Annotated in this window: 15 protein-coding genes; 12 read left to right on the top strand and 3 right to left on the bottom strand. The window is 31.6% G+C overall.

Translation table 11 applies throughout. The features are described 5' to 3' along the window. The 12 genes from FLACHUCJ7_RS14365 to FLACHUCJ7_RS14310 all read left to right on the top strand — a co-directional run bounded on the left by FLACHUCJ7_RS14365 (position 1) and on the right by FLACHUCJ7_RS14310 (position 7391). Positions 1-492, top strand: coding sequence for a hypothetical protein (locus tag FLACHUCJ7_RS14365; RefSeq protein ID WP_078225702.1), 492 nt, complete (start codon positions 1-3; stop codon positions 490-492). A gap of 88 nt (positions 493-580) precedes the next feature. Continuing rightward, a complete protein-coding gene (locus tag FLACHUCJ7_RS14360; RefSeq protein WP_180909354.1) occupies positions 581-1084 on the top strand; it encodes a GbsR/MarR family transcriptional regulator in 504 nt (167 codons plus the stop codon). An 81-nt stretch (positions 1085-1165) separates the two neighbouring features. Continuing rightward, on the top strand, positions 1166-1534 hold the full coding sequence (locus tag FLACHUCJ7_RS14355; protein WP_219634109.1) for a hypothetical protein: 369 nt from the start codon (positions 1166-1168) through the stop codon (positions 1532-1534). 38 nt (positions 1535-1572) lie between these two features. Further along, a complete protein-coding gene (locus FLACHUCJ7_RS14350) occupies positions 1573-1908 on the top strand; it encodes a hypothetical protein (protein ID WP_157505917.1) in 336 nt (111 codons plus the stop codon). Between the two features lie 380 nt (positions 1909-2288). Next, a complete protein-coding gene (locus tag FLACHUCJ7_RS14345; protein ID WP_180909352.1) occupies positions 2289-3032 on the top strand; it encodes a YqjF family protein in 744 nt (247 codons plus the stop codon). 7 nt (positions 3033-3039) lie between these two features. Further along, positions 3040-3387, top strand: a complete 348-nt coding sequence (locus tag FLACHUCJ7_RS14340; protein WP_078225699.1) for a hypothetical protein — start codon at positions 3040-3042, stop codon at positions 3385-3387. An 18-nt stretch (positions 3388-3405) separates the two neighbouring features. Next, on the top strand, positions 3406-3792 hold the full coding sequence (locus FLACHUCJ7_RS14335) for a hypothetical protein (RefSeq protein WP_078225698.1): 387 nt from the start codon (positions 3406-3408) through the stop codon (positions 3790-3792). An 11-nt stretch (positions 3793-3803) separates the two neighbouring features. Beyond that, on the top strand, positions 3804-4625 hold the full coding sequence (locus tag FLACHUCJ7_RS14330) for a thiol-disulfide oxidoreductase DCC family protein (protein WP_180909351.1): 822 nt from the start codon (positions 3804-3806) through the stop codon (positions 4623-4625). A gap of 2 nt (positions 4626-4627) precedes the next feature. Then, the gene (locus FLACHUCJ7_RS14325; protein ID WP_180909370.1) at positions 4628-5539 is read left to right on the top strand and encodes a TIGR01777 family oxidoreductase; all 912 of its coding nucleotides are present in this window, start codon (positions 4628-4630) and stop codon (positions 5537-5539) included. Next, complete coding sequence (locus tag FLACHUCJ7_RS14320) at positions 5536-5940, top strand: hypothetical protein (protein ID WP_180909350.1); 405 nt, start codon at positions 5536-5538, stop codon at positions 5938-5940. Before FLACHUCJ7_RS14325 ends, FLACHUCJ7_RS14320 begins: the two co-directional genes overlap by 4 nt. Before the next feature lie 48 nt (positions 5941-5988). Continuing rightward, the gene (locus FLACHUCJ7_RS14315; protein WP_180909349.1) at positions 5989-6942 is read left to right on the top strand and encodes a hypothetical protein; all 954 of its coding nucleotides are present in this window, start codon (positions 5989-5991) and stop codon (positions 6940-6942) included. Continuing rightward, a complete protein-coding gene (locus tag FLACHUCJ7_RS14310; protein ID WP_180909348.1) occupies positions 6939-7391 on the top strand; it encodes an SRPBCC family protein in 453 nt (150 codons plus the stop codon). Before FLACHUCJ7_RS14315 ends, FLACHUCJ7_RS14310 begins: the two co-directional genes overlap by 4 nt. Positions 7392-7471: 80 nt before the next feature. Here the strand turns inward: FLACHUCJ7_RS14310 and FLACHUCJ7_RS14305 are convergent, their stop codons facing one another. The 3 genes from FLACHUCJ7_RS14305 to FLACHUCJ7_RS14295 form a co-directional block, all read right to left on the bottom strand. Then, positions 7472-8947: a hypothetical protein gene (locus FLACHUCJ7_RS14305; protein WP_180909347.1), complete on the bottom strand. Its 1476-nt coding sequence runs from the start codon at positions 8945-8947 to the stop codon at positions 7472-7474. A 378-nt stretch (positions 8948-9325) separates the two neighbouring features. Beyond that, positions 9326-10687: a vWA domain-containing protein gene (locus tag FLACHUCJ7_RS14300; RefSeq protein WP_180909346.1), complete on the bottom strand. Its 1362-nt coding sequence runs from the start codon at positions 10685-10687 to the stop codon at positions 9326-9328. A gap of 34 nt (positions 10688-10721) precedes the next feature. Further along, positions 10722-12818 carry a LamG domain-containing protein gene (locus FLACHUCJ7_RS14295; protein ID WP_180909345.1) on the bottom strand — a complete coding sequence of 699 codons (2097 nt, stop codon included), beginning with the start codon at positions 12816-12818 and terminating at the stop codon, positions 10722-10724. Positions 12819-13434 lie beyond the last annotated feature (616 nt).

Raw genomic sequence — 13434 nt, 5'->3', positions numbered from 1 at the left:
ATGAAAATCATACTAAAAATTATTCCATTAATAACATTAATAACATTCTCCAGTTGTCATTCTATCGGAGAAGAATTAATTGAAGTACCTATATCAAAAGATGAAATTACTTCTTCTGGAGAAATCAGTTTAAAAAAAGGAGAAACCATTTCATTTTGGACCAAAATAATTAGCACTACGCCATATCCAGACTACACCATTAAATATCTAATTGAAGAAAATAAAAAAGCAATTGAATTTGATAGTATCAGCAGATTTTCTGGAACAAATCACATAATAAACGCTACAGCAAGTTCTGAAGATATAACTGAAAAGACATCGAAAGAAAAAGACACCATAATACATAGTGAAAAATTTGAATTTGAATTTGAAAATAAAAAATTTACTGCTCCCAAGGACGGTAAATACACCTTTGATTTTAAACTCACAAAGTATGAATCTGATTCGGAATCTTTTTTCGGCAGCGGTATGTCTATCATTTTAAGAAAATAAGAAATTCCGTTTAATCATTTTATACCTATTCAGAAACAAACTTTCAATTATTTTTGAAAGTTTAAAAACTTTTACTTACATTTGTTTCATGGAATTCAAAGAAGCAAAAAATAAGTTTGTACAAACTTGGGGAGCATTAGGTTCTCAATGGGGAATCAATAAAACTATGGCACAGATTCATGCTTTGTTAATGGTCTCCAACGAAGCTGTTTCTATGGAAGATATCATGGAGGAATTGCAGATTTCCAGAGGAAATGCCAGTATGAACCTTCGTGCTTTAATCGATTGGGGAATTGTGTATAAAGAATATAAAGCAGGAGAACGAAAAGAGTTCTTTACAGCCGAAAAAGATTTAGACGAATTAGCTGTGAAAATTTCGAGAGAGAGAAGCAAAAGAGAAATCAAACCTGCTCTTAAAATTTTAAAAGAAGTTTCGACAATCGAAGCCAAAGATTCAGCAGAAGAAAAACACTTTGTAGATCAAACCACAAAATTGTATGATTTTGTTCTAAAAGCAGATAATATGCTGGACAAAATGACTGAATTTAATGATAACTGGTTAGGGAAATTGGTTATGAAAATCATGAAATAATTATACACCTAAAAAATTTAAACAAAACTTTCATTTTTTTCTGAAAGTTTAAAAATAAATATAATTATGAAACTGCTATTAATGATAAACAAAATTGCATTGTTCACAACTTTAACATTATTAATAATCATTTATTTTGGATTGTTAGCTCAAATAGTTTTGGGAATCATCCAAGTAATTTCGGCTATTTGTTTAACCATAAAAATGTATTATAAATCAGATTATGCTAAAAGACATTTGTCTAATTATTGGATAGTAACAATTGCAGAACTTGGTTTATGCTATTTGCAATATTATCACTTTCAAACAAGTAACGATGCTATTGTTTGGTCAGTCATATTAATTTTTCCTATTTCAATTGCAATTTATTTTTATATCATAATGAAAAAAATTGTAGAGGAATATGAATACATTAAAAAACATAAAATAAACCTCAACCTACCAAACTAAAACTTGTTTTTTCTAAGAAAGTTTAAAAAAATCAATCTATGAAAACTATTAATTATTTCAATTATTTTTTTGTTAGTATTCCAATCTTCTTTTGTTTAATGGCAATAATTAACATCGGATTTTTATCATATGCAATGCTTTCAACAATTCTTACAGGAATATTTCAAATTGTTATTGGTTTAAAAATGTATGTTCATGAACCTCATGATAAAAATCTTCAAACATATTTTGCAAGTGTATTACTATTTTTTGTCTCACTTATTATCATCTGTAAAATGGGATTATATGATTTATTAAATTATATACTATTTGGAATCCCACCAGTAATTGCAATCTATCTATCTCTAATAATTTATGAAAAAGCATACCAATAAATTTCCAAAAAAGAATAGAAAATTAAAAGAACCATAAACCATGATCACTGCAAAACAAATAAATTTTTTCGCTTTTATAATCTGCTTTTTGCTTTATCTAACATGTTATTTTAGATTCGCCGGACAGGCAATTCTTTCTGTCATTCAAATAATTTCAGCAATTTTTCTAACCTTCGAAGTCTTTTCACAACAAGGGTTACTCGAAATCAAAAAACAAGTAAAAACATATTGGATTAGTACAATTCTTAACATAGGAATATTGTTTTTTTTTTTAGTCTCATCATATGGAATGACTTTTTACAGATAGTTTTTGTAACTCTAATTCCAAATATCACTGCAATTTATTTTTTTAGAATTTTAATTAAATACGAAAAAACAAAATGAACTTCTTAAAAGCAGAATGGAAAAATTTAGCCTTATTCAATTATGAGGTTAATCGTGAAGTTTTAGAAAAATATGTTCCGGCAGGAACTGAAATTGATCTTTGGAATAACAAATGTTATGTCAGCTTAGTTGGCTTTATGTTTAAAAACACCAAAGTTTTAGGATTGAAAGTTCCGTTTCATATCAATTTTGAAGAAGTTAATTTGAGATTCTATGTAAAACGTTTTGAGAATCGCGAATGGAAACGAGGCGTTGTTTTTATCAAAGAAATTGTTCCGAAAAAAGCGATCACTTTTATTGCCAATATATTGTATCAGGAACATTATGAGACTCAAGAAATGCGACATGAAGTTGTAGAAAATGTGGGGACAAAAACTTTTATATATCAATGGAAAAACGATAAAAACTGGAATACAATTCATTTAAAAACTACAAAAGATTTTAAAGAAATTGAGGTTGATTCTGAAGCTGAGTTTATTACAGAACATTATTTCGGCTATACAAAAATCAATCAAAAAACCACTTTTGAATACGAAGTAATACATCCCAGATGGGAACAGCTTGACGTTTTAAAGCATCATGTTGATATTGATTTTGAAAACACATACGGAACCGATTTTGGATTTCTTCAGGCTCAAAAACCAACCTCTGTATTTCTGGCAAAAGGTTCAAAAATCACAGTAAAGAATAAACGAAAACTGGAATTTTTAAATGTATTAGAACACGAAATGTTAATCTGAAATCATTATGAACCTCAACATCATCGCCTACTTCATTTATCTTAGCATTACAATATTTATTATACTGAGAGTTGGAAAAATCTGCTACAAAAACGGAAACATCTATGTCGCAGAACTAATTCCGAATCATGCTGACATCTGTCAAAAAATCAATCAGGTTTTACTATTAGGCTACTATCTTTTAAATATTGGTTATTGTGCGATGACATTGATTTCATGGCAAAAAATAATATCGGTAACGCAATTAACCGAAATCATCTGTTTCAAAACGGCTGTCATTATTTTTATTATATCAGTATTACATTATTTAAATATTATAATTATAACAAAGTACATTCATAAACTCATTAAATAACAACTAAAATCAAATATCATGGAAACTACAAAAATTTTAATCGGTTACAGTATTTATTTACCAATTGCATTATTCCTTACTTATTATGTTTCTAAAACGCTTTTCAAAAATGGCAAAATCTTTATGCTGGATATTTTTAAAGGCCGCGAAGATATAGCCGATGCAACGAACAAACTTTTTGAAACCGGTTTTTATCTTTTAAATATTGGTTTTGCCCTTATGATTCTTCAAATGAATATCAGCGAAAACAGCTATCAGGAACTGATTGAAAGATTAAGCTACAAAATAGGAGGATTTTCTATTTATTTGGGTATTATGTTATTCTTTAATTTGTATTTCTTTTTTAGAGGAAAAAGAAAAGCGAAAGAAGCTCAGGAAGAAGAAAGACTGGTTTATAAAGCTTAAGCATTTATCTCATGAAAACGCTCGAAAACCAAACCTTGCTTTATGACGAAGATTGCCCGCTTTGCAATTTGTACACAACCGGGTTTGTAAAAAGCGGAATGTTAGATCAAAACGGAAGAAAATCTTATTGTCTATTATCTGAAGAGGAGCAAAATTTTGTAGACTTAAAACGTGCTCCAAACGAAATTGCTTTGATTGACAACAAGGCACAAACTGTAGTTTACGGAATTGATAGTTTAATTAAAGTTGTTGGTTTTTCTTTTCCTGTAATTGAAAAAATTGCAACTAGAAAACCTATTCATTTCATTCTTAAAAAACTGTATTCTTTTGTTTCTTATAACCGAAAAGTAATTATTCCGGGAAGCATAAAAGAAGAAAACAAACTGCAATGCATTCCTGATTTCAATTATAAATACAGATTTCTGTTTATCGGATTTGCTGTAACAGTAACAACTTTTATATTATTTGGATATTCTAATTTGCTTTCTAATTTGCCTAAAAGCAGTATTACAAGAGAACTCATTTTGGCATTTGGACAAATTGTTTTCCAAAGTTTGTTTCTTTTCAAATTTGATAGTAAAACGATTCTCAATTATGCAGGAAATTTAATGACGATTTCTTTATTGGGATCTTTAATTTTAAGTCCGCTTTTAATTTTGAGTCCATTTATTCAACTTCCGCAAATGATAATTTTAGGTTGGTTTGGAGTAACGGTAATCATTATGTTTTTGGAACATTTTAGAAGAATTAAAATTTTAAAACTTCCATTTTATCTATCTTACACCTGGGTTCTCTATAGAATTATTGCCCTGTTTTTAATTTTAAATTTCTAATGATGAAAAAACTCATTATCGCAGCCGGAACGGGTTTTTTAGGACAGGTTTTGGTAAATCATTTTAAAAATCAATTTGATGAAATCGTAATTCTGACAAGAGGAAACTCAAAAACAATCGACGGAATTAAATATGTAAACTGGAATGCCAGAACTTTCTCCGGCTGGGAAAAAGAACTGGAAAACGCTGCTGTCTTAATCAATATGGCGGGTAAATCTGTCGATTGCCGTTATACTCAAAAAAATAAAAAAGAAATTTTGCTCTCCAGAATTGAAAGTACCAAAATCCTGAACAAAGCAGTTTTAAATTGTCAAAACCCACCGAAGCACTGGCTGAATTCTTCAACCGCAACCATTTATCGTTTCTCTTTAGACAAACAAATGGATGAAAATGATGGCGAAATTGGAAACGATTTTTCTATCAATGTGGCGCTTTCATGGGAAAAAGCATTCTTTAAAACAGAAACACCGAATACTTTAAAAACCGCTTTGCGAACTTCAATAGTGTTAGGAAAAAAAGGAGGTGCATTTATTCCGTTGAAAACTTTGGCAAAAATTGGTTTTGGAGGGAAACAAGGAAAAGGTAATCAGTTTGTCAGCTGGATTCACGAAGAGGATTTTGCGAATGCGGTTGATTTTATCATTCAAAAAGAAATCATAGGCGTTATTAATGTCGTTTCTTCGGAACCCATTCGAAATGTAGACTTCATGCAGAAACTTCGAAAAACGGTTGGTTTTTCTTTCGGAATTCCGATGAGTAATTTTTTATTGGAAATCGGCTCTTTTTTTATTCGAACAGAAACCGAATTGGTTTTAAAAAGTCGAAATGTGATTCCGAAACGACTTTTAGAAAATGGGTTTCAATTTAAGTTTAGAGCTATTGATGAAGCTTTTAAAAATTTATTGCACAAATGAAAACACAAAAAACAGATTGGAGTTATTTATTTAAACATTGGATTTTTAATCTGTTAATAGGCCCAGTTGTCTCACAAATAATCGCATTTATTCCTGTTTTAGGATTTAATCTATCGTTTGGCTTATTAGAATTTTATCCCGTAGTACTTATCGCCAGCCTTATCTTTTCAATACCAACATATATAGTATATGCTTTTGTTTATTATTATTTTTCCACTAAAGATTTACCGATTTTGTTTTCGAAAGCCATTTTAATTTTAATAACCGCAATTGGGGTTTTTATAACTACAGCCTTCATAGGCGGTACTTTATCGCATTTCATAGCCATTTCTTATTTGATTTCATCAATTATTACTGGGTCAATTTTTAACTTAAATTTCAAACATGAGGAACAATCATGACCACAATAATGATACTATTTTACAAAAAAACTAAACAAAACTAAACCAATGAAATATTTAAAAATAATTATAATCCCCGTTTTATTTGCCTTATTGCTAAGAATCATATTTGGTGCTTCTATTTTTGATGATTTTTTATCAGTGATGACTTGGACATTTTTCTTACTGGTTCCTGTTGCGATTGGAGCGCTTACAGTTTATTACTCAAGCATCGAAAAAGTAAAATCTGTAAACTATAGATTTTTTGCGCCATGGCTGCCGATTATATTGGTCATTTTCTTAACCATATTAATTGGTTTGGAAGGTTGGGCATGTTGGATAATGATTTCACCTTTATTCTTGATTTTTAGTTCTATTGGAGGATTAATTGCGGGACATTTTAAAGTAAAAAAATCCAAAAAGCAGGAAAATTTAAATCTATCAATTCTTGTTTTACTTCCTTTTATAATTGGTCCAATTGAGAACAACATTCCAAGAAACCCTGAAGTTTTTAAAACCTATACTTCCATAATTATTAATGCTAATGATGCAACAATATGGAATAATGTAACTTCTGTTAAGGAGATTAAAAAAGAAGAAGACTCTTCGAAGTTGACGAAGTGGCTTGGTTTCCCAAAACCAATCAAAGCCGAATTAGACAAACAAGAGGTTGGAGGTTATCGAAAAGCAATTTTTGAAAAAGGTCTTGTTTTTAATGAGACAGTGACAGAATACAAAGATTTAAAGCTTATGAAATTCCGAATAAAAGCAAATACTTTTGAAATTCCTTCAACAACATTAGATGAACACATTTTAATTGGTGGAGAATATTTTGATATGTTGGACGGTACTTATGAATTAGAAAAAATAGCAAATAACCAATACAAATTGATTTTGTACAGCAATTTTTCAATTAAAACCACATTCAATTTATATGCCGGAATTTGGGGAAAATGGATCATGAAAGATATCCAAAACAATATTTTAAAAGTAATTAAAGAAAGAAGTGAAAATCAAAAATGACAACCATTCATCTCATCACAAAAATAAATGCTCCGTTAAAAACCGCTTTTGACGTATCACGAAATATCGATATTCACCAAAAATCTGCAGCTCCTTCAAAAGAAAAAGCAATTGCTGGTGTGACTTCGGGTTTAATCAATTTAAATGAAACAGTAACCTGGCGTGGCAAACATTTCGGATTTTACCTGACTCACAAAAGCCGGATTACCGCAATGAATTTTTATGACTATTTTGTGGATGAAATGGAGGAAGGAAAATTCAAAACCTTCAAACATGAGCATTTTTTTGAAGAAAAAAACGGAGTTACCATAATGACAGATAAACTGCAATATGAAACTCCGTTTGGCATTATCGGAAAATTATTCGATACCCTGTTTTTAAAAAACCATCTAATTTATTTTCTTCTGGAAAGAAATAAAACGCTCAAAAAAATAGCAGAAAATCAATAGATTTAATTTTAAAAACAACAACTTTAACAACCATAGTTTGGTAAACTTTCCCCCAAAAAAGTATAATCTATTAGTAGTTATTATTGGTTAGTTCGAACAAAATCTTGAAATTGTTTCAATTTAAGCACTTTTGTTTCTTCAATACTTTGCGCTTTTGAACTATTTGAATTTGCATTTTTTGCAGTTGCTTTAGGCTTTGTAGTGTATAAATATGATTCAAATACATGACTCAAATACAAAGGAGATTTTCCTCCGGCAGCCTTATCAAAATTACTGGATTGATGACACGTAAAACAGCTTACCAAATTACTATTATTAATATCGTGCAAGTCTTTCTTAAAAGTTTGAGTATAAGTTTCCATCGTAATATTGGCCAAATTAACAGAACCTCTTGCTAAATCACCTGGCTGCGCACTGGAAATTTTTCTTGTTACAATTTCTTTTGCCTGCTGCTCAGAAGACATTCCATCAAAATTTAACCAAATAGAACCGTTATAAAAATAATTCTTAAAAACATCTTTTAAATTAGATGTTACACATTTATTAATGTTATCTATATTATTAAAATTAGTCGGTTCTGACTGGCTTGTCCTCATATAGTCTCCAGTGTTGATGTCTTTTGGCACACCATATTCATAAAGAATAGAGGCTTTATTTGGAGTTAAGGGTTTATCACAGGACCATATAATACCTTGTAATCCATAAGAAATCCCTTTTTCATAAAACAACATTTCATTTTCGGCCGTTACAGAATTACTTTTCTTGTCATAAATTGGTGCCATTTCTTTATGTTCAAAAGTTGCCCAAATAAATTCAGGATGGTTCTTTACAACTCCTACCACATGCATCCCTAGCAATGCCATAGATTTTATATCATATTGCCCTTTGTTATTTTGAACGGCAGCATTGGTCGTAAAATAATCTGGAAGTTTTTCTTTTGGAATTGCACTTGCATTGATCCAAGAAACTTTTAATTCTAATGATCCAACAGGAAATGTCTCCAAATTGGAATAAGGTAATTTTTTATTATGAATAAGAGAAGCCATCAAAATAGCTTTATTCATAAATTTAGTATCCACATGGATTGAATAATATACCGTGTCAGCAGGATTGTTTCCAGAATTGACTTTGGTATTGGCTATTAAAACGCCTTCAGAACCAGCCTGTTTGTATGAACTCAAAACCAATTTTAATCCTAATTGAGGACTAACACTCTCCATCTCGGGGCTGACTAAATGAAGTGAATCTAAAAATAAAGGTTTTCCATTTGGTAAAGGTTTTGTAAGCCACAAAAATTTTTGCCAAGACCATTGATGGAAAATACAATTTGTAGTACTGATGGTGTCAAATGGACTTCCATCTCCTTCTTCTGGTGGTGGGGTTTGCTGGTGAGGAAACCAGTTGGTTTCGCAGTCACATGACTCGGATGAAACACTAGCGTATTGGGATGAAAGATTTGTTTTTTTTGTGCTGTTTTTTCTATTAAAAAGAAACAGAGTGACAGCGGCAATTAAAACAACTAATAATATACCAATGATAACGGATTTTTTTTTCATTTTTTTTCATTTTTTATTAATATTCAAAAAGACAAGCTGAAATAAATTTTTCCATTCTTTTATCTTCTATAACCAAAATTAGAACATCGGATCAGTCAAGATAAAAATATGTAGCAAGAAGAAAAATGTTAGCCATAAAACAGGAAAAAAGAGCTACAAGTATTTTTATTTTAAATTACTGATTAACAAGTCATTACTTGTTCTAAAATAGAAAGACAGCTGTTTTTGCTTTCATATCAGAGGTAAACAGCTGGTTTGACATCATTTGTAAGATTGTTTTTTAGAGAACATAAACGGAGTTGTTATTATTACAGATAACTGTAACAGAAAACCTCGTTTAGAAAATAATAAACCCAACAAATCTTATACAGAGAGTTGTTAATCGGTTACCAGAATGCTCATAAAATGACTTCTAGAAAAAGGAGTTTTGGATTTTTCTGCATAGCCTGTAACTTGTAAATGAACATTGTAGGAACCCGCTTCGAGGGTATCTTCAATGGTTCCAGTGTATTTTCCGTCTTTTCCTTGAGTTAGTATTTTTCCATATTTTATCTGAGGCTGTATGTCTGTATTAGGCATCATATTTTTACGCAAGACATTTAATTTTTCAATTTCTAGATTATTATTAGTAGTAGATTCTAATAAGTCTTGGGGTAATTGTATATCTTTTAAAAGATGAGCGTACGCTTTTAGTGCATTATTAGTACTAATCTTTGGTTTGGTAATAGTAGCAAAGATTTGTTGATTTGATATAGATTTTTCATCATCCGTTAGATTAATCGAAAATTGGAAAGGTTGCCCAGATTTTGCGACTATAGAATTTTCTACTTCCATATTAATTGGTGCCGCATTTGCCGAAGGCGAATACTCAAATGCCCCACCTGTAAGACCAATAGGCTGTGCTCCTCCATACATTATTTGTATATACCAAAGACCAGATGCAGGACTATCAATATTGAATGTAACATATCCTCCACCTTGTACAGAAGGCATAGGAGTAATAGTTACACCAGCTGGTGTAACTAATGTAACACTTAATTGATTGGCACCTGGTTGCCCGTTAGTAAATAGATAGGAGGGATCTGTCCAAACTACAGAGAATTGTCCCAAATCATTACCAACAGATACAGTTGCCGGTATTAATAAAAAATCATAGGCAGTCGCATTCTTATAACCATTTGCTAACAATTGAGCACCTGGAGTTTGTGATCTTATTTGATTATAAATAGTCATCATATCATAAACATAGGGAGCATAATAAAACACACCATTACTCTGCGTTGCAATCTGTCTTAATAAATTCTGATCAGAGTTTGGCCCCATAGCGCATGCATATACAGGTGGAGTTCCAGCGGGTAAAGGGATTGGATAAGTACCCGCATTTTGGTAGCCATCAGTCAATAATACAAAGCCTTTATTGATGCCAGCAGGAGCTGCACTTAGCATATTTACTGCTGTTTGTAAACCACCACCTATGTTTGTAGAGTTGCCATTAAAACTAAGGTTTTGTACGGCATTTGCCGCTGCAGTTGGAACAGTAAGAGCTTGATCAACAATGGTCAAAGGATAGGTAACTCGACCATTTGTATCATAAGATGCAACTCCAATATAATCACCTGGAAGCGCATTACTTAAAAAAGCTTTTGTATCAATTACAGTAAGGGCTACATAATTATAAGAGGTCATACTGCCGGATGTATCTACAATAGGTATTGCTACCACTGGATTTGATGTTGACATAATATTTTATTTTAAAGGTTAAAATTATTTTTATTTATACCATTGCGGGTTGCTGTTGTGCATGTAGTCCACAAGTGGTGTTGTACTCCAGCGAAAGAATAGTAAGTTGTGAAGCCCATACAATAAAACCGGCAAGTATGGCTGCTGCTTCAAGTCCAGTAACAATTGCAATTACTTTTCGTAATATCCAAAAAAGAGCATACCAACCTGCGGAGGTTAAAACGAATTTTATTATAGTCCACATTAAACCTTGTCTGTAAATTATTCCCATTAAACCAATTGCACTAGTTGCCGTTATTGCTTTTCCAGTAAGCGAAGTAAGAGCATTCATTACCGTAGCATTTGCTCTTACAAGATTGTATATCCTTGTAGCGATATTGCCTGTAGTAGGTAATAATCCCAATGCTTGAAAAAAGCCTACTGTGAGCAGGAAAATAAATTGTATCCACCAAAGCATACAATCAGACTCAGCACCTATTGCGCCTTCATAAACTAGTGTATCACCTCTTAAACCATGATGCATAATACGGGTCATACCGTTTGCATCAGTTCTTGTGAATACTTTGGAAAGATTAGGATTGTCTTCTATTGTTTTACGAGCTTTTTCATAAGAACTATCAAATTGCTCTCTAAATTTTGTTTTTTTGCTACCATCGTTTGTAATATTCATGTGTTCTACAAACTGAGACCAGCTTTCTTCCTTATGATCCTCTGACCATAGTTGCGGTTGCTTAGCAAACAAAGTACTTGCTGGAGGAGGTAATGGAGCTTCACTATCTTGGTTAAGATAAATTGCGTTTATAGATTGTGGTATTCCTAATTGAGCATAGGGCTCACTAACAGGAACATTTATTTGCTGCAATGTTTGAGATGCGCTACCAATTAGTTCAAGGACTGCTTTATCAGTACTATCAATAGGTGGATTAACAGTAAAATCATAATTAGAAATCAATCTATTATCATTTACCACATCATTACGCATCCACTGAAAAACTTCTGATTGCTCTAAACACACAGACCAGATTCGTATATTTTGTATTGCCCCGTTAAAAAAACTGGTAGGCAATCCAGAATTATTGTATTGTGCGCCAACTAACACCTTACCATTTGGTACAGAAGTTACTGGTGATGGAAAGTAATCAACACATTGTAGATTACCATTGATATAAAGACTTAAGGCTTTAACCGTGTCGTCATACGTAAGAGCAAAATGATAATAACTATAAGGAATTACAGCATCATTAGAAACAATTTGAAGCGAATCAGAATTTCTCTGACCAGTAATCTGATTGTTACTGTAAGAAACTTTATATTCCCATGAACCATTTAATCCGTAACTAATCAATGTTCCGTTACTAATTGAGGTAGGAAAAAACCATCCCTCTATTGTATATGGCAAATTATCGGGAATGCTATAATCAGGTGAACTGCCACAATCTACATAACCATTATTACCTAATACTACTGACGGAACATTAAAACTGTATTGAGCGTCATTTTTATAAGAGAGTGGAATATTATTACCAGAGCTATCGACACTAGGCATTACAGAAAAATCTACGTAAAAAACAAGATCTTCATTTTCTGTAGCTTTATAGATATTAACCTGTACAGAGTCGTTTAATATAGCCTCAGTATCCCTAACACTATTCCATATCATTACACGTCCTAGCTGACCTTGCAAATACCATGTAGGCGTACTCTGTTGCATTACTGCACCTACCAATACATTAACTCCGTTTTTAGGAAGCTTTCCCGAAAAAACACTTTGCGCAACTGCATTTCCATCGACATATAAGGTAAGTGTTGAAGTATCACTATCAAATGTTGAAGCTAAATGATGCCATTCATTTACTGTAATAGGTTCCGGAGATTGTATTAAGTAAGGAACTATACCTACGTACGCACAGACATAGCCATCGCTCAAAAATAATTGATATTGACCTCCTATGGCATTATCTACATTTCCAACAATGGACTGAAAACCAATCAAATTGGCAGGATTTACCCACGCTTCTAATGTAAAAGAATTAAGATTAGACAAAACTAAAGGCATTCCACAATCAACATAATCATTATTTGAAAGTTGTAATGCACTGGATGCCCAACGTGGAGTTAATGTTACATTCATAATTTCTAGTTTTTAATTCCCTACTCTTAAGGCTTTTCAGATCTGCCCCGTTTTTAAAATGGTTTCTGGACTCCATTTACCATTTTTTATTAGAAAATAAATAATCCCAAAAACATTTTACTATTATGTAAAACATGCTGTTTTTAACCTAATACAAATAATAGTCTTGGAATATTAATGAAAAAAATGGGTCGCAATTCATTGTTTTTCAAGAGTAAAACTATACATCATACTAAACTCTTTATCAAAAAATGTTATGAGACAGAGGAATTAGTGTTACAGAAGAAGCAAAATATTGTACGAAAAAGTTTAACTGAGTTATTCGATTAGTTATTGTTTGATAATCAAACAATTAAGAGTTAGTATTGTGTTTAAGAACCAAAACCTCTATAAAGATTGACAACTAGATGGAATTAAATCACAATAAATAAATGATAATGAATCACTTACAGAACTACCTAAGTGTATATCAAAAGTTTAACATGCAAAGCGAAGTAACATTAAAAAGATTTTAGCTAACTAAACCACTCTGCACTGAAAGTGCAGAGGTTTGTTTGACGAGGGACTGAAAGTCCCTCTTTCTATTTCATTCAAGAATGAAATTTGAATTATCATC

Source organism: Flavobacterium salmonis (assembly GCF_903819435.1).
GTDB lineage: Bacteria > Bacteroidota > Bacteroidia > Flavobacteriales > Flavobacteriaceae > Flavobacterium > Flavobacterium chungangense.
The sequence above is the reverse complement of the archived record's forward strand: the minus strand, read 5'-3'. Positions and strand labels throughout refer to the sequence as shown.